The 18574-nt window shown below is 46.2% G+C and carries 15 protein-coding genes; 13 read left to right on the forward strand and 2 right to left on the reverse strand.

The genetic code is table 11. The features are described from left to right. Positions 1–3 precede the first annotated feature (3 nt). From AC2TF5_RS01665 to AC2TF5_RS01700, 8 genes are all read left to right on the forward strand, one after another. Positions 4–1698, forward strand: a complete 1695-nt coding sequence (locus AC2TF5_RS01665) for a DEAD/DEAH box helicase (RefSeq protein WP_491300563.1) — start codon at positions 4–6, stop codon at positions 1696–1698. 92 nt (positions 1699–1790) lie between these two features. Beyond that, a complete protein-coding gene (locus AC2TF5_RS01670; RefSeq protein ID WP_491300564.1) occupies positions 1791–2141 on the forward strand; it encodes a DUF3243 domain-containing protein in 351 nt (116 codons plus the stop codon). A gap of 172 nt (positions 2142–2313) precedes the next feature. Beyond that, positions 2314–2793, forward strand: a complete 480-nt coding sequence (locus AC2TF5_RS01675; RefSeq protein WP_491300565.1) for a glutathione peroxidase — start codon at positions 2314–2316, stop codon at positions 2791–2793. 411 nt (positions 2794–3204) lie between these two features. Next, a complete protein-coding gene (locus tag AC2TF5_RS01680; RefSeq protein ID WP_491300566.1) occupies positions 3205–4566 on the forward strand; it encodes an FAD-dependent oxidoreductase in 1362 nt (453 codons plus the stop codon). 174 nt (positions 4567–4740) lie between these two features. Further along, positions 4741–5337: a DUF4352 domain-containing protein gene (locus AC2TF5_RS01685; RefSeq protein WP_491300567.1), complete on the forward strand. Its 597-nt coding sequence runs from the start codon at positions 4741–4743 to the stop codon at positions 5335–5337. Positions 5338–5525: 188 nt separating this feature from the next. Further along, positions 5526–6122: a TetR/AcrR family transcriptional regulator gene (locus AC2TF5_RS01690; RefSeq protein ID WP_491300568.1), complete on the forward strand. Its 597-nt coding sequence runs from the start codon at positions 5526–5528 to the stop codon at positions 6120–6122. A gap of 139 nt (positions 6123–6261) precedes the next feature. Next, complete coding sequence (locus AC2TF5_RS01695; RefSeq protein WP_491300569.1) at positions 6262–7509, forward strand: MFS transporter; 1248 nt, start codon at positions 6262–6264, stop codon at positions 7507–7509. Continuing rightward, positions 7496–8380, forward strand: a complete 885-nt coding sequence (locus AC2TF5_RS01700; protein WP_491300570.1) for a GNAT family N-acetyltransferase — start codon at positions 7496–7498, stop codon at positions 8378–8380. Before AC2TF5_RS01695 ends, AC2TF5_RS01700 begins: the two co-directional genes overlap by 14 nt. A 91-nt stretch (positions 8381–8471) precedes the next feature. Here the strand turns inward: AC2TF5_RS01700 and AC2TF5_RS01705 are convergent, their stop codons facing one another. Continuing rightward, a complete protein-coding gene (locus tag AC2TF5_RS01705) occupies positions 8472–9881 on the reverse strand; it encodes an amino acid permease (RefSeq protein WP_491300571.1) in 1410 nt (469 codons plus the stop codon). Between the two features lie 230 nt (positions 9882–10111). Between AC2TF5_RS01705 and AC2TF5_RS01710 the strand changes: the two genes are divergently transcribed. Both AC2TF5_RS01710 and AC2TF5_RS01715 read left to right on the forward strand, forming a co-directional pair. Beyond that, positions 10112–10957: a formate/nitrite transporter family protein gene (locus AC2TF5_RS01710; RefSeq protein WP_491300572.1), complete on the forward strand. Its 846-nt coding sequence runs from the start codon at positions 10112–10114 to the stop codon at positions 10955–10957. 285 nt (positions 10958–11242) lie between these two features. Further along, positions 11243–13309: a molybdopterin-containing oxidoreductase family protein gene (locus AC2TF5_RS01715; RefSeq protein ID WP_491300573.1), complete on the forward strand. Its 2067-nt coding sequence runs from the start codon at positions 11243–11245 to the stop codon at positions 13307–13309. A 106-nt stretch (positions 13310–13415) separates the two neighbouring features. On the opposite strand, the gene AC2TF5_RS01720 is transcribed toward AC2TF5_RS01715, so the two are convergent. Next, positions 13416–14333, reverse strand: coding sequence for an aldo/keto reductase (locus tag AC2TF5_RS01720; protein WP_491300574.1), 918 nt, complete (start codon positions 14331–14333; stop codon positions 13416–13418). Positions 14334–14753: 420 nt separating this feature from the next. Between AC2TF5_RS01720 and AC2TF5_RS01725 the strand changes: the two genes are divergently transcribed. From AC2TF5_RS01725 to AC2TF5_RS01735, 3 genes are all read left to right on the forward strand, one after another. Next, positions 14754–15731 carry an ABC transporter permease gene (locus AC2TF5_RS01725; RefSeq protein ID WP_491300575.1) on the forward strand — a complete coding sequence of 326 codons (978 nt, stop codon included), beginning with the start codon at positions 14754–14756 and terminating at the stop codon, positions 15729–15731. 28 nt (positions 15732–15759) lie between these two features. Beyond that, entirely contained in the window at positions 15760–16659 is a 900-nt protein-coding gene (locus AC2TF5_RS01730) for a carbohydrate ABC transporter permease (protein WP_491300576.1), read from the forward strand. A gap of 66 nt (positions 16660–16725) precedes the next feature. Continuing rightward, positions 16726–18423 (forward strand): extracellular solute-binding protein, encoded by a 1698-nt coding sequence (locus AC2TF5_RS01735; RefSeq protein ID WP_491300577.1) that lies wholly within the window; start codon positions 16726–16728, stop codon positions 18421–18423. Positions 18424–18574 lie beyond the last annotated feature (151 nt).

Consider the following 18574-nt stretch of genomic DNA (forward strand, 5'->3'; position numbering starts at 1 on the left):
CGTTTGCCGAACTTTCAACAACTGGGCATAGACGAACAAATGGTACGCACGTTAAAAGAACAAGGAATTACCGTGCCGACGCCGGTACAGCTGGAGAGCATTCCGCTGCTGCTGGATGGAAAAGATGTCATTGCCCGAGCACGCACCGGGACAGGCAAAACGCTGGCTTTTATGCTGCCGATTCTGCAGCGTATCGACCCGAAGCGGTCGTATCCGCAGGCACTGATTGTGGCTCCGACACGTGAACTGGCATTGCAAATTACGGAGGAAGCGCGGAAGCTTACTTCAGGTGTGCAGGACGGAGTTAAGATATTGGCTGTATACGGCGGCCAGGATGTGGAGAAACAGCTGCGTAAACTGGAGGGCGGGCGCCATCTTATCATCGGCACGCCAGGAAGGCTGCTGGATCATTTGCGCCGGGGCACACTTGAGCTTGGCGGTGTCAAACAGCTCGTATTGGATGAAGCTGACCAAATGCTGCATATGGGCTTTCTGGATGAAGTTGAAGCCGTTATTGCGGCTTTGCCGTATCGCCGTCAGACGATGCTCTTCTCAGCGACGATGCCAGCAGGTGTAAAGCAGCTGGCTGGAAATTATATGAATCAGCCGGTGGACATCGTTGTAAAAGGTACTTCCCCGATCCCGCTGGAGCAGATCAAGCAGGTTGTCGTAGAGTGCAGCGATCGGGCGAAGCAAGATGCGCTCCGAGGCATGATTGAACAATACCGACCGTTTCTGGCGATTATTTTTTGCCGGACGAAGCGCCGGGCGACGACACTGAACGAAGCGCTTTTGGCTCATGGTTATGAATCGGACGAGCTGCATGGTGATTTGTCACAGGCGAAGCGGGAAGCCGTCATGAAGCGGTTTCGTGAAGCGAAGCTTCAACTTCTGGTGGCAACCGATGTTGCGGCACGAGGATTGGATGTAGAAGGTGTCACCCATGTGTTTAACTATGATATGCCTCATGATGTTGAGAGTTACATCCACCGGATTGGCCGTACGGGTCGCGCGGGTGGCAGCGGTGTCGCCGTGACGTTTGCGGCTCCGAAGGACCGCGGTGATCTCGAGCGCATCGAGCATGGCATTTCGATGCGGTTAAAACGTACAAGATGGGATGGACAGAGCGGCGAGATGCGTGAAGCCTCTCCTAAGGGTGGTCTGGATAAAGACAAACCGCGGAGAACGGGTAGCGGATCATCTCGCGATCGGGATCGTTCAATGTCTGAACGCGGCGGTAGCGGTCGTAAGGGCCGGGATATATCGGCTCTACGGGATTATGACCGGAGTGAGGGACGCAGACGTCCGGACGCCGGAGGACGTGGCGGTAATGCCAGCCGTGCTCAAGAAGGGCGGGGCGGCCGAAATGAATTGTCGAGCGGTATCGGTAGCGCGCGAAAGAACCCGAGTAACCGAGGTCAAAGCAGCCCAGATCGCGGCACATCTGGGGGCCGCGGGCAGTATGGTATAGACCGGGGTGCGGGTGGATACCGAGGTCAGGGTCAAGGCGGGCTGGACGCTGGTAGAGGGCAAGGTAGCCGGAGTCAGAGCGGAACTGGCTCTGCCCGTAAATCGCAGGACGCAGGCAGAGGCAGAGCTTCTGGCGGACGCAGCTCGACCGGACCGGACCGCGGCGGCTTTAACAGCCGTCAAGGAGGGAAAAGTCAGGGCGGCGGACGGCGGGGCAGAAACCGTTAATAAGTAGGCATATACGTTAAACCTTGATTCAAGCTTGGCATAGCAAGTTAAGTAAAATACGTTACCATAGTCAAAAATTAGGAGGCGTTACCATGTCTGAACATAATCATGTAGTGAAAAAAGACGGCGAACTGGATATGAGTATGATGGATGACGCAATGAACCGGATTGACGATGGGGAGAAGGAGCGGATATTAAATGATTTCGATTCCTTCAAATCGTATTTACACAAACGTATTCAACTCGCGCAAAGTATTGGCTTGGACGAGGAACAGCTGGCACAAGCTGCTGAGAAAGTGGCTGGATATTTGGCAGCGAATGAAGAACCCCGCAACAGTGAGGAAAAGCTTTTGCAGGAGCTGTGGAAAGTCGGAACGCAGGAGGAGCAGCATAATCTGGCTCATCTGCTGCTGAAATTGGCTCAAGGTGGAACGGCACATTAATCATTAGAATTGCTTAATCCTTCTCCGGTTGAGACCGGAGAGGGATTTTTTAATTCTTGTATCCTGATATTTGTTTTTAAGATATCGTTTTCGGTATGATGGTTAGCAAGAGATGATAAAGGTTTCGAAGGTACAGGGGCCTTGTTCTCTAAACGAAGGGGAGGGAATGGATTTGACTCTTTACGACTTGAACGCAACAAATTCGGCCGGACGCGATGTTTCTTTGGAGGATTACAGAGGTAAGGTTCTGCTTATTGCTAATACAGCCAGTAAATGCGGACTGACACCGCAATATGGAGAGCTTCAGAAATTGTACGATCAGTACCGCGATCAAGGCCTTGAAATTCTTGGGTTTCCGTGCAATCAATTTGGCGGACAAGAGCCCGGCACGAGTGAAGAGGCAGCTTCGTTCTGCCAGCTGAATTATGGTGTAACATTCCCGGTATTCGCCAAAGTGGACGTGAATGGTGAACAAGCCCATCCGCTGTTCCGGCATTTGAAAAGTGAGCAGCCAGGTGACACACCGGATGGTGAAATCGTATGGAATTTCACGAAATTTCTGGTGGATCGTAATGGGAAGGTAGTTCAGCGTTTTGAACCGAAAGAATCGCCTGAGTTGATGAAAGAAGCGATCGAAACACTGCTTGGGTAAGGATTAGCTGCATATGAGTGCTAACACATCATCTATACAAGAACCATCGGGACAGGCCTTGCAGCCTGTATCCGGTGGTTTTTTGCTGTTTTCCTCCAATACCGCTTCAGCCTGATGAGTCCCCATAGCCCCGTATGGATTCATCAACTGTATGTCAGGAGAATGAGCAGAAAAACAGAGATCAATGACATCCAACATGACCTATTTACTGTCAAGATGCAATTTCACATAGAACATGTGAAATTATGAACAAAGTATGACGATTGCAACATACCTATTGCAATGTGAAATAAATCACACTAGAATAAAGACTAATCAAAGGTGAAATAATTCACAAGAAAGCAAGCATGATTCTGTATCAAACAGACCATCTTAAACAAATAAAGATTTATTCTGAGGAGGAACCTACCCATGAAAGTAGCAGTTATCGGATGTACACATGCCGGAACGGCAGCCATTGTCAACACAGCTAAGCTTTATCCTAATGCCGAAATTACCGTTTATGAGCGAAATGATAATATTTCCTTTTTGTCCTGCGGTATTGCTCTTTATGTAGGAGGCGTCGTTAAAGATCCAGACGGATTGTTCTATTCTTCGCCTGAGAAACTGGATGAGCTTGGTGTGAACACCAAGATGCTTCATGAGGTTCTGTCCGTGGATACCGATGCCAAGACTATGAAGGTCCGCAATGTTCTGACAGGTGAAAGCTTCGAGGACTCTTTTGACAAGCTGATTGTTACGACTGGTTCCTGGCCGATTGTTCCGAAGCTGGATGGAATTGATCTTGATAATATATTGCTCTGCAAAAACTATAACCATTCCAATACCATTATTGAAAAAGCGAAGGATGCCAAGCATATTACAGTGGTGGGTGCAGGCTACATCGGTGTTGAGCTTGTAGAGGCCTTTCAGATGAACGGCAAACAAGTGACGCTGATTGACAGTGAAGAGCGGATTCTTAATAAATATTTGGATCCTGAGTTCAGCGAGAAAATTGAGGAGTCATTCCTGAACAAAGGCATAGAGTTGGCACTGAATCAGACGGTTCAATCATTTGGGGGGCAAGACGGAAAGGTCAGCCGTGTAATTACCGATAATGGGGAAATACAAACGGATCTGGTCATTCTCTGTATCGGCTTCCGTCCAAACACGGAACTGCTGAAGGATCAAGTGGATATGCTCCCGAATGGAGCGATTATTGTAGACAAATATATGCAAACCAGTAAAAAGGACGTTTTCGCCGCTGGAGACAGCTGCTCTGTACATTATAATCCAACAGGGAAGACGGCTTATATCCCACTGGCGACAAATGCCGTCCGGATGGGGACCTTGGTAGCGCGTAATCTTGTACAGCCGACGACAGAGTACATGGGCACTCAAGGAACCTCTGGTTTGAAAATATACAATCTCAACATTGCTTCCACGGGATTGACCGAAGGGGCCTGTGCAGGTGAAAAAATGAATGTGGACACGGTCACAATTACCGACCATTACCGCCCTGAATTCATGCCGACTTTTGAATCGGTAACCCTGAAGGTCGTTTTTGAAAAAGACAGCCGCAAAATGGTGGGTGCGCAGATCCTTTCCGAAGTGGATTTGACCCAGTCGATAAACACCTTGTCGGTATGTATCCAGAACGGGATGACGATAGACCAGCTTGCATTTATCGACTTCTTCTTCCAACCGCATTACAACAAACCTTGGAACTTCCTGAATACTGTAGGACTCTCGGCGTTGCCTGAGGTGAAGGCAAAAGAGCCAGTTCACGCATAAAGCAATCTTAGGCACCGAGTATTTCTTCCAATTACGTTTGACCATCTACGTTGAACAGAGCCTCCCTGCAAGCAAGGGGGGCTTTTTTTAACAATTGGCAGGAATATGGAAGTTTATGGCGAATTAATCCATGGTAGATAGAGAACAGAAACTGAACATGGAGGATGAGAGACGATGACTACCCGTAAAATAATGATCCTAACAGCGGCATTATGCGGACTGCTGTTGACCGCGGCATGCTCGAATGATAAAGAAAAGGAACCGATTACGGATACAATCACTACCAATGTAGAACAGGATCAAGGAACAGAGGCGGGAAGCGAGCCAGAAGAGAAGATGGCGGACTCAGAAGAGGCTCCCAAGGAGACGACTGTCAAGGCACCTTCAGATCAGCCTGCAAGCATCGGAGAAGCGCTGAACTATCACGGTATGATCGTTACCGTTCATTCTGTCAGGGAGTCGAATGGCGATGATTTCCTGAAACCTCAGGAAGGCAACATTCTGAAAGTTCTTGATATAAGCGTGGAGAACACGGGAGATGAGGAATTGGTCGTTTCCTCGGCTCTTTCATTCAGTTTGTCTGATGACAGCGGTGAGATGTACATGCCTGTTGTCACTTCCGATATTAAGCAAAGCCTGGACGGCAAGCTCGCCCCGGGAGAACAGCTGCAGGGAGAAATCCCATATGAGGTAAGTAAAGAGGTCAAAGGTCTGAAGCTGACTTATAGGATTCCGTTAAAGGATGGAGAAGCGGTGTGGAACATTGAATAAGACGGCTTTTTGGTTGAACAATATCGATCATAAACGTATGAATAAGGATGCCGGATATACGGCATCCTTATTTTAGGTAAAATTATGGGGAGGGTGTCTCTTTACATCCAAACACATCTCCTTTAGAATTAAACCGTACAGTCGGTTTTTTGGTGAAGTAACTGTTTTCTTGTAAGGGAGGGTTTGCATTGACTACCGATAAAGCACTCAGAAAACGCGACCTGATCCTCGACAAAGCGAAAGAACTGTTTATCCAGCGCGGATACGCTGCGACCTCTATGGATGAGCTTGTCCGTTACATTGGTGTCAGTAAAGGAAGTATCTACTATCACTTTGAAAGCAAAGAAGAGCTCTTTCTTCAGCTTCTCGCTCGGCAGAACCGGGAGTGGATAGATGCTTGGACAGAGAAACAAAGCAGTTTTACGAGCTTTGAGGAGAAATTATACGGTATTGCGGAACATATGGTGAATGACTTTCAGAACCCGCTCGCAAAGGTCGGAGAGGAATTTTATCTCAGCAATCCAGATAATAAGAGTCTGTTGGATCAGATTCTTACCATTGTGCTAGGACCACGGAAGCTGTATCGTGAAATTTTTCTGGAGGGTGCTGAGCAGGGGCTTCTGCCAGAAAATGATGTTGATGAGATTTCAGTTATTTTTGCCTCGATGCTGGACGGCATGTCTACTTCTTCCTATGAACGCTCTACTGAAGAATTGCGTTTATTGTACCGTAAAGGTGTCGGTTACTTTCTGCACGGGGTGATGAGGGCGAAAAGTGTTCAATAGCTGAACCAGCTATAGTCTCTAATTTGTTTAAGTGTAATTGTCGCGGACAGTATCCGGCTTAAACGAGCGGGTATACTGTTTCGTCGATTTAATATAAACCGACTAGTCGGTTTAATCTTGTTAAAGGGGGAAATGTTCTATGAAACATCTGATTACTAACCGTTCGTTTGTTCTTCTGATGATGTCCGACCTTTTACAGAATGTCGGCATCTGGATTCGTAACATGGCTTTGCTGTACTTTATTATGGAGAAAAGCGGCAATAGCCCGGTTGCGGTATCTCTATTGACCGTGATCCAATATGCTCCAATATTCATCTTTTCAATTATAGGAGGTGTTCTGGCGGATCGTTGGCGTCCCAAGCGAACGATGCTTTGGGGAGATATACTCAGCTTTCTGTCCATACTCCTCGTCTTGTTTGTCGTTCTGGCGGGATATTGGCAGGCCGTCTTTGGTGTTACACTCATATCAGCGGTGGTGTCCCAATTCTCGCAGCCCTCTTCGATGAAAATAATTAAACGTTGTTTACCAGATGAACACGTTCCAGCCGCAACGGCGTTGTCACAGACGATGATGTCTCTCTTTATTATTGCTGGGCCGATTGTAGGGACGGCGATATACCAGACCTTCGGGCTGGAGGCGTCGCTCACTAGTTTGCTCGCGGTATTCGGTATGTCGGCGATTCTAATCAGTTTCATTCCGTCCTCGATCGACGATTCAACAGGTGTAGAGGCGTCATCCGATAGATCATTTATGAAAGAACTCCGTGAAGGATTCTCCTATATCAGAACGAGCCAGCTGATTAAAATGATGCTTGTTGTTTATATCATCCTGGCACTGGGCTCCGGTTTAATTCAGCCGCTTGATATTTTTGTTATAACGGAACGGCTTCATCTGGATATGACAAGCGTACAGTGGTTCACAGCGCTAGAAGGCTTTGGCATGCTCATCGGCGGTGTCATCGCTGCAGTTATCGCCGGGAAGTTAAAAGGTTCTGTTCTGTTGTTCAGCGGACTTGCCTTTCTGGGTATATCCACCTTTGTTGAGGTGCTGTCCATATGGCCAGTCCTGACCGGAACGATGCGTTTCCTGACAGGCTTGCTTCTAGCGATGGCCCAGACCGCCTTGATGGCCGTTATGATTCGGAAGGTGGATGAGAAATTTGTAGGAAGGTTAAACGGACTCATGACGCCGGTCTTTACTGCCATGTTGCTGATCGGGTCGGGAAGCACAGGCATGTTTATGGCTTCCACCTCCATCGTCGTTGTATATTTCACGGCAGGTATTCTGTTTTTGTTAGCTTCTGTAGTCAGCTTGAGACTTCCTCTCTCGGTTGATCCGGCATCATCTGAAACAAAAATTGGAGGGGATTTAAATGGGAAAATATGAATTAGTAAGTGATTATCGTAATAATGAAAGCTTGAAGGAGAGTTTTAATGCCTTAGCTATGAAAACATTCGAATTAGATTTTCGAGGCTGGTACAACAAAGGGTATTGGAATGACAAATATATACCGTATTCATTTGTTGATGAAGATAAGGTTATCTCAAATGCTTCGGTTAATAAAATGTCAATAATTATTAATGGTAAAAAGTATAAAGGGATTCAGATTGGTACAGTAATGACAGATGAAAATTATCACAATCAAGGTTTGGCTAAGCAATTAATGCAACATATTATGAAAGAACACGAAAATACCTGTGATTTCATGTATCTTTTTGCGAATGATACTGTATTGGATTTTTACCCGAAGTTTGGCTTTACACGTCTAAATGAAAGTGAGTTTAGCTTAGACCTAGCAAAAAGCTCAATTCAAATGAATATGGATGCAAAAGTAATGCAGCTTGCTATTGAAAATGATCTTGCATTACTTGAGAAATTTGCGAAAAATCGCCATGTAAACTCAATGATTTTAGATGTTGAGCATAACGAAAGTTTATTAATGTTTTATTTCACAGTAGTATTTCATGAAGCCATTTTATATGTGGAAGATTTAGAAACGATTGTGCTAATGGAGGAAGAAGAAGATACTCTGCATATTTTTGATATCATTTCGTTAAATGCACCAAATGTTGAAGCTGTATTAGCAAGCATTGTGAAGGAAACAACGAAAAAAGTGGTATTTTATTTCACACCTGATTTTACAATTGAGGGCATGACACAAACCATTATGCCAAATGATGATGATGCTTTATTCGTCTTTACGAAAAAGTCATTGCTGAAGGGTAACTTTATGTTCCCGTTAACATCACATTGTTAATTGGAGTGCAATATCTATACTGGAGTTAAATAATCAAAACCTCACTTTGATCAAACTTTGTTCAAAGTGAGGTTTTTTCTTAATAAAAGTCTTATTCGGACGGTTCCTCTTTACCAAGTCTGCTATTACGGTATCCATATGCAGCGTAAATGATTATCCCGATCACCAGCCATACAATAAAGCCGATCCAGGTGATACGCTGCAGCGTAGTCAGCAAGTATACACAGCTGATGATTGCAATCAGCGGAAGCCACGGCACAAAGGGCACGCGGAATGTACGTTTCAGGTCCGGATGGGTTTTGCGCAGCACGATAATTCCGAGCGATACGGAGATGAAGGCGAACAACGTTCCGATGCTTGCGAGATCGGCCAGATTACCAAGGGGAACGAGGCCAGAGAACAGTGCGACTCCAATACCGGTTACCCAAGTGCTGAATTGTGGCGATTGTGACTTGGGATGAACGGAGCTCATTTTTTTCGGCAGCAGTCCATCCCGGCCCAGTGAATACAGCAGTCTGGATTGTCCGAACATAACTCCCATAAGCACCGTTGTCAGACCAGCGATGGCGCCAAGCGAGATAAAGTACGACATCCAGTCCTGCTGGATATAAAGCAGTGCGAAAGCGACAGGGTCTTTTACGTTCAGCAGGTTATACGGAACGAGACCCGTCAGTACAGCGGTAACCGCTACATATAGAACGGATACGATGGCGAGCGATCCAAGAATGCCGATCGGGAGGTTCTTCTGCGGCTGTTTCACTTCTTCTGCTGCCGTTGCAATGACATCGAATCCGATATACGCCAGAAAAGCGATGGCTGCACCGGTCATAACCCCTCCAAATCCGAAGGGCATGAAGGGAGTCCAGTTATCCGGTTCGACATAGAACACACCGACTCCGATAAACAGCAGGATGACACCCACCTTCAGATATACCATGAACGTGTTTAGACGGGTAGATTCCTTGGCACCGCGGGAAATGATCCAAGCGACAATCAAAGCGATGATAATGGCTGGAACGTCAACGTAAGTGCCCTCGGCAGGGTTAAAGGCACTGCTGATCGCCGTCGGCAGATGAATGCCGAGTCCCGCCAGTACGCTCTGAACGTAACCGGACCAGCTGCTGGAGACGAGTGCACTGGCAAAGCCATACTCCAGAACAAGATCCCAGCCTAAAATCCAGGCGAATCCTTCTCCGAAAGTAGAATAACTGTAGGTGTAGGCGCTTCCTGATACGGGTACTGTTGAAGCGAATTCTGCATAGCACAGCGCGCAGAAGGCGCAGATCATGCCTGCCAGCAGGAACGAGAGAATCAGTCCCGGTCCCGCATGGGTAGCCGCTGTTACGCCCGTTAATACAAAAATTCCTGTCCCCACAATAGAGCCGACGCCAAGGATGATGAGGTCCATTGCGCCCAGCTGTTTTTTCAAAGAGGAGCGAACCTCACCGCCATGCAGTTGGGGGATTGGTTTTTTGCGAAGCAGATTTTGTTTCAAATTCATAAATGGAGTCTCCTAGATGTTATTTAGATAGATTTCCCGATGTATGACCCATCCATTCCGCCATTATAAAGAAAAAACAAATTGATTTAAAGCCTTAAAGCGGTGTTGCGGTAAGGAAATGTATTACAGTAAACAAACGTGACATAATTTACGTTCGAAATTTCTTACTTACGTTAAAATGAAATAAAATAGATAATTTTTAAGATAAATGGTACAAAGGGGATAGAGGGATGGCATACTATAAGCCGCAACAGATTGCGGAAATCACTGTGGAAAATGGGGTCAAAAAAGCACATAATCCACTTTTGACCGTGTTAATCCTTGGTTTTTTGGCGGGAGCATTTATTGCGCTCGGTTATCTGCTAGATATACGTGTAATTGCCGGTGCACCTAAAGAGTTGGGCGGAATAGTCAGCTTAATCGGTGCAGCCGTGTTCCCGATCGGACTCATCTTAGTTCTGCTTGCCGGAGGGGAGCTGCTTACAGGCAATATGATGGCGATATCCCTGGCGAAAGTGGCAAAGCGGATCACTTGGGGTGAAGCGCTTAAGAATCTGACCCTCATTACCTTGAGTAATTTTGTGGGCGCGATATTTGTAGCTTACTTTTTCGGGCATGTCGTTGGACTGACGAGCAGTGGTGTTTATCTAGACAAGATGGTGGATTTGGCAGGACATAAACTGGATGACAGCTTCCTGCAGGCGTTCATTTCCGGTATCGGTTGTAACTGGCTTGTAGCACTAGCCGTATGGCTCTCCTATGGATCTGACAATATGAGCGGTAAAATTCTCGGAATTTGGTTCCCGACCATGGCTTTTGTAGCGATCGGATTTCAGCACGTGGTTGCTAATATGTTCTTGATTCCGGCAGCGATTTTTGAAGGCTATTTCAGCTGGGGAGAATACTTCATGAACTTTATTCCTGTCTGGCTTGGCAATATGGTCGGAGGAGCGATATTCGTAGCATTGGCATACTGGGCTGTATACCTGAAGGATGGTAAACCGGTAGCGGCTGATCAGGCTCAAGCTTCGTCTAAAGCGGCCCATTCACCTGAATTGAAGAAGAAACATGCCTAATCTATAAAAGGATACAAAAACAAATTCGCCATGCCAGGTTTCGGGGGAAGAAACACGGCACGGCGAATTTTTTTTGGGAGTAGTCCATGATTCGGCAATAAGAGAAAGGGTCTGGCTCCTCTTACATGCTCTTGTTACGAACTTACCCAGCTGGATGAAGGCTGAAACACATAAGAAAAAGGAATTTCATAGAAAGTATATAAAATGTGTTCACTTTACGAAAAAGCCTTCTTCGTTTTAAGATATAAGGATCTGTGCAGCTTACTTCAAGGGGGAGATAACGGAATGATTCATGAGGAGAATGGCGTATTCCCAGCGGTTTGTCCGCTGGATTGTCCGGATACTTGCGGCCTGCTGCTGCATAAAGAGAACGGGAAAATTGTGAAGGTAGCCGGAAATCCGGAGCATCCTGTCACCCAGGGCGCAATCTGCAATAAAGTACGGAACATGGCGGAACGGGTGTATCATTCGGAACGCCTATTGTATCCCCTTCGACGGACCGGCCCGAAGGGAGCTGCGATTTTTGAGCGGATCAGCTGGGATGAAGCGGTGTCGGAAATTACGGAGCGGTTTAAGACGCTTTCCGAGGAATATGGGCCCGAAAGTATTTTACCGTATAGCTTTTATGGCAATATGGGCGTGCTCGGCGTAGACGGAATGGACCGGAGGTTCTTCAACTCGCTTGGCTCGAGCAAGCTGAAGCAGAGCATCTGCAATTCAGCTGGAAATGAAGGCTGGAAGTCGGTCATGGGTTTTAACGGAGGGACCATTCCGGAGGAGACGGTTCATGCGGATGTAATTATCGTCTGGGGCGGTAACATTGTCAGCACCAATATGCATCAGGTGGTGCTCGCGGAGAAGGCACGGAAAAACGGGGCCAAGGTGGTCGTTATTGATGTGCATCGGAACCAGACCGGGCAGTGGGCGGATTGGTTCATTCCGCTTTATCCGGGAACCGACACGGCTCTTGCTGTTGGTATAATGCATATTTTGTTTCGGGATGGTCTGGTGAACGAGGAGTTTATGCAGCAATACACCTTGGGACATGAGGAGCTTAGGGAGCATGTGAAAGGGTATACGCCTGAATATGTATCCTCGGTAACGGGCATTCCTGCCAGCGATATCGAAAGATTGGCAGCTATGTACGGACAGGCAGAGGCCGCTCATATCCATATTGGCAACGGACTTCAGCATCACGACAACGGCGGTATGGCCGTACGCAGTATCACCTGTCTGCCGGGTCTTACCGGGCACTGGCTGAAGCAGGGCGGCGGTGCAACCAAAATGAACGGCGAATATAACAGCATGAATAGCGAAGCGTTGGAACGGCCGGATCTGCGTCCGAATCCAGAAGCGCGTACGATTAACATGAACCGGATCGGTGAGGCGCTTGCCATGACGGACAAGCCTATCAAAGGGCTGTTCGTTTATTGCAGCAATCCGCTCGTTGTCGCACCGGATACGGAGCGGGTACGAGCCGGATTTGAACGGGAGGATCTGTTCACCGTCGTACATGACTTGTTTATGACGGATACGGCCAAGTACGCCGATATCGTACTGCCTGCGACCTCCTCTTTCGAGAATACCGATGTGTTCGCTTCTTACTGGCATCAATATATACAATTACAGGAACCGGTCATTCCAGCTTTGGGTGAGAGCAAAAGTAATGTGGAGCTATTCTCTCTTCTGGGACGTGCAATGGGCTTTAATGAGGCTGCTTTCTCTGAAAGTGAAGAAGAGATGATTGCTCGTGCTTTGGATTATCCAGACAATCCGTATTTGAACGGGGTTACCTTGAGCGGCTTGAAAGAACACCGTCATGTGAAGCTGGATATGACGCCATACGCCTCTTACTTGAACAACCTGCCGACGGCATCAGGCCGAATCGAGCTGTATTCGGCTGCAATGGAGACAGCAGGGCTTCCACCGCTGCCGACCTATGTACCGCTGAAGGAAGGATATGACGGCATTCGTCGGGGGCGGGGTCATAAATACCCACTAATGTTTATTTCGCCACCGAACCATAACTTCCTAAACTCCACATTCGCTAACGTTCCCAAGCATCAGAAGCTGGAGAAGGAGCCTTTTCTGCAAATCCATCCGGAAGATGCGGCAGAGAGGGACATCGAGGATGGCATGTGGGTTACCGTATATAATGATCGTGGAACATATGAGGTACGTGCCAAGGTGACGGATAAAATGCTGCCCGGTACGGTTGTAAGTCAGGGACTGTGGTGGGAAGGTGAGGGGCGCAAGCAGCGGGCAAATGCTCTCACATCAGACCGGCTTTCTGATCTCGGGGAAGGTGCTACCTTCTTCTCGACTGTGGTTGAGGTAAAGCTTCATATATAAGGAACGATGCGTACACCGTAGCGTCTTATAACAGACAAAAGGGGACGTCCCAGGTCAATAGACCTCTTGGGACATCCCCTTTTTTCACACAACTGAGCGCACTGCTTTAAGGAAGCACATTGCCTGCTGCACGATAAATCTCGTACCATTCTTGACGTGTCATATAGACCTCGCTTGCCTTACAGCAATCTTTTAACCGATCGATATTCATCGTACCGATAACCGGTTGCATGTGTGCAGGATGGCGTAAAAGCCAAGCGATCGCGATGGTCGTGTTGCTAACTTCATATTTCTCCGCAATTTTATCAATCGTCTGATTTAATTCTGGGAACTTCTCGTTTCCAAGGAAAACACCTTCAAAGAATCCGTAATGGAATGGCGACCAAGGTTGAATGGTAATGTCGTTAAGTCTGCAATAATCAAGTACACTGCCATCTCGGTTTACAGCAGAGTTGTTCTCCATATTTACATTAATTCCATTAGAAATCATGTTGGCGTTAGTAATGCTTAATTGCAGTTGATTTGCAACAAGCGGCTGCTTGACCGACTTCTTCAGCAATTGGATTTGTAGTGGATTTTGATTGGAAACACCGAAATGTCGGACTTTTCCCGAACTTTCAAGAAGATCGAAAGCTTCCGCTACCTCTTCAGGCTCAACCAACGCATCTGGACGGTGAAGAAGCAAAACGTCCAAATAATCAGTCTTCAGTCGTTTAAGGATACCGTCCACCGATTCTAAAATATACTCTTTGGAAAAGTCGAACATCCCTTGTCGAATTCCACACTTGGATTGAAGGATGATTTTTTCACGAATATCATCGTTCATATCAATTGCATCAGCAAATATTTCCTCACATGTTCCACCGCCATAAATATCCGCATGGTCAAAGAAGTTCACACCTTCTTCCAGAGCTGACTGAACAAATTTCTCAGCCTCGGTTTTATCCAGTGAATTCATACGCATGCAGCCAACGGCAACGACCGGTATCTCTAATGTACTGCTTCCAAGTTTCATTGTTCTCATAAGTTTGTGTCCTCCTCATGTCAAATGCACATTGGTTTTTTCCTCAAACGGTTTGGTGAGGTCTTTGGAGACATCACTTATATTCTATTTATTGTGACATCTATTTTAGTGGTTTACAAGATACTGTTGCCAATGGAGCGAGTCTCGATATTTCCATAAAAGATCTCACAGATAGCGCGGTTTAACCGTATCTCATGATGAAAAAAAGGTAGCCCGTGCTCTTTTTTATACTTTTTTAAATAAGCAATTAATAAAAAATCCCGTAGAAGTATAAAAAATCGGGGTTTTATTATATAGTTTCAATAAATTCCCAAAGGTAGAATGTTCTTAAGTGCATTGCAAACGGTTACTTACAGATGAATAGAGACGATTTCTGAAGTACCGCAGGTATCTATATTAATTGAACACGGGAGGAAGAACATGCCGCAAGCGACAACAGAACAGCAGCAACCACCGGTGTCCCGGCAGCTTAAAGCTCACAACAAAAGCCTTTTAGTACGCTTTCTGAAGCAATGGGATGTCCAGCTGATGGTCATTCCAGGAATTATTTTGATTTTCATATTTTCCTATCTGCCGATGTACGGGGTATTAACCGGATTTATGGATTACAACCTGTTTACAGGCTCGAACATCTGGGAAAATCCCTGGGTAGGATTTAAGCATTTTGAAGCTTTTTTCAACGCCCCGGAGTTTGAGAGGCTGATCCGCAATACGATTATCATCAGCTTACTGAAATTTTGCATCGGCTTTCCGGCGCCAATTATACTCGCGCTCATGCTGAATGAAGTTCGCCATATGTTTTTCAAAAGAATCATTCAGACGATTACCTATCTGCCCCATTTCCTTTCATGGGTTATCGTAGCGGGTCTCACAATGGCTATGCTATCCACGGAGAATGGAAGCGTAAACATGATTTTGCAACAAGTGGGAGCGATAGACGACCCGATCAACTTCCTCTCGTTGAAAGAATATTTCTGGTCAATCCTAGTTTCGGTCAATGTGTGGAAAGAAATCGGATTCTCTTCTATCGTGTATCTGGCGGCGATTGCCAGTGTCGATCCGCATTTGTATGAAGCCGCGGACATTGACGGGGCAAGCAAGTTTAAGCAGATCTATCTCATTACGCTGCCTTCCATCATACCAGTAGTCGCTATCTTCATGATTCTTGCCATCGGCAGCTTGCTCAATGCGGGCTTCGAAGACATCTTGCTCTTGGCGACTAATCCGGTGCTGAGGCCAGTTTCGGACGTCATTGACACTTACGTATATCGCGTGGGTCTTGGGACACATCGCTATTCCTATGCGGTTGCTATCGGATTATTCAAGGCGATCATTAGTATCGGGATGCTTACGATTGCGAATTATGTAGCCCGTAGATCCGGTAACAGCTTATGGTAAGAACTAGTCTACCCGTAGGAGGTGCAACATGTTAAAAAGAATCAGCTTTAACGATAAGATCATGCTTATTGTGATATATACCTTGCTCAGTTTACTAGCCTTCTCGGCGTTCTATCCGTTCTGGAATGCGATCGCCGTATCGTTCAACGTGGGCGTAGATACCGCCAAGGGCGGGATCACTTTCTGGCCAAGAGAGTTCACATTGGAAAACTATGAAATCATATTGAAAGACGAACGTTTGATAAACGGATTTCTAATATCTGTGGCTCGTGTCATTGTCGGGACGGTAAGCTCCATATTTATGACTGCACTCCTGGCGTATGGAATGACCCGCACATACCTGATCGGACGTAGCTACTACATGGTGTTCTTTGTTTTCACGATGTACTTTGGTGGGGGGTTGATTCCAACCTACCTCCTGATCCGTTCACTTGGCATGATGGATTCGTTTGCGGTATTCATTATTCCGTCTTTGATCAGTGTGTGGAACATGATTGTTTTCCGTACTTTCTTCAAGAGTCTTCCGGTCGGATTGGAAGAATCCGCAAATATTGATGGTTGCAGTACATGGGGCATATTCTTTCGAATTATTCTCCCTCTGTCCGGACCGGTTATCGCTACGCTGGCTCTGTTGACAGCTGTTGCCCACTGGAACGACTGGTTCTTGCCGAGCATTTATATTACCAACGAAAAATTGCTGCCGATCCAGACGATATTACGTCAAACCTTGAATGCCAATATTGTATCCGGGCAGAGCTCTTTGCTGGATAGCGCATCGGTTGCACTTATGGAGAAGACAAGGCAAATCACTTCGAAATCGCTCACAATGGCGATGATGATCGTTGTGACCATGCCGATTATCGCAGTATATCCTTTCTTGCAAAAGTATTTTGTCAAAGGCGTACTGGTAGGCTCACTGAAAGAGTAGCATGGGGAACGGTTTAAGGCGAATAGCTTTGAACATATATATTCAAGAATGAGAGGGGTTTAGTGAATGAGAAAGATGAGAAAGCCGCTACTAGTCATGGTATCGCTGTTTCTGGTCCTGGTTACGGCACTAGCTGGATGCAGTAAGTCCGGTGACGGCAACACGTCCAATCCTGGAACAACAGTGAAGAACGAGGAAAAGAAGGAAAACAACGAAAACAAAGAACCACCAGCTGAAAATACAGATAGCAAATGGGTACTTGGAGAAAAACCGTTGGAATTTTCGGCTTACGCCCACTATAATAATTCCGATTTCCCTAAATATGAAAGCACTCCTATCGGTAAATATCTTAGTGAGGAAAAGCAGGTAAAAATCAATATGATCGCGGCAGCAGGAGCCCACTCCCAAAAGCTTAGTGCGATGATGGCGTCGGATGAGCTGCCTGAAATGATCTGGACGGATCGTAATCATCCGGATATGGAAAGACTTCTCAAGGCAGGAAAGCTGGTAGCGTTTGATGAGTATCTGGATAAGTACCCTAACTTGAAAACGTGGATGGGCGACGATCTTAACATGCTACGTGCAGAAGATGGCAAGCTGTATATGTTCCCGAACTGGTATTCAGCCAATCCTTTTGGTAATGCAGGTTATGTCATTAACAAAAAAATCTATGAAGAGCTGGGATCACCTAAGCTTGAAACAACTGATGATCTGTACGACTATCTGGTCAAAGTAAAAGCGAAGTACGGTGACAGCATTATTCCTTTTGAGCCGCATCGTGCACAGGATATGCAAGGACTGGGTGTTCTGTACACAGCATTCGGTGAAGGTGCACTTTATACTTATCTCAACAGTGGCTTGCGCGCCGTTCCGAAGGACGGCAAACTGACGTCCGTATTGACTGATCCGGTATTCCGCGAGGCTCAGAAATACATCGCTAAGTTGTATAGAGAGAAACTCATTTCTCAAGACGCCTTTAACCAAACCGAAGACCAGGTATTAGAAAAAGTTATGACAGGAAGAGTAGCCGTATTTGCCGGATCCAGTCCGACAACGTTTGCTGGTGAAGCGCAACCGGAATTAATCAAAAACGATCCGAACGGCGGATATTTCATGATCTGGCCAATACACAAGCCGGGTCTGGATAAGAATAAAATTTACCCAGGCACGTACACGAGTTTTGGATGGAACGCGGCGTATATTACAACAGCTGCCAAAGACCCTGAAGCGATCTTCGCTTTCCTTGACTGGTATACAAGTCCAGAAGGTATGAACGTTCAATTCTTTGGTCCAGAGGGCAAGAACTGGAAAGGTTTTGATGAAGAAGGCAAACCGAATTTCCCTGAGACTTATGATCCGAAAGAAGTAGCCGAAATTCAAACCAAGAATGAACCGGTTATGTTTGTAGGTAATACGAGCTACATTGATCCTGCCAAATACAAATACATGGCAAAGCTTCCGTTCGAGGAGCAGGATTGGAGAACGCGTTATCAGCAAACGATCACTTGGCCTACCCAATATAACGTTACGGAATTTATTAACCTTAATCCGGATCCGGAGTCTGAAGAAGGAGTTATTCAGACATCCGTCGATGAAATGTTCCTGGAGATTTACGCCAAATCAGTTATGGCCAAAAGTGACGAAGAAGTCGACCAAATTCTCGATCAGGGCAACAATGATTTAATGGGACTTGGCTATGAGAAACTTCTGGAATGGCGTACTGCTAAATGGCAGGATAACTTGACTAAAATGAATAAAAAATAATGGAACTGAGCCAATAAAGTGTTGATGACATCCCAAAGAATCCATGGATTCTTTGGGATATCTCTATTTTAACATCCAATTTTTTTCTTATTTTGTAGTACCTGATAGGTGGCTTGTCGAGTATGATAATGATATAATCGCGGATTTTGCT

The sequence above is a fragment of the Paenibacillus sp. JNUCC 34 genome, assembly GCF_058269055.1.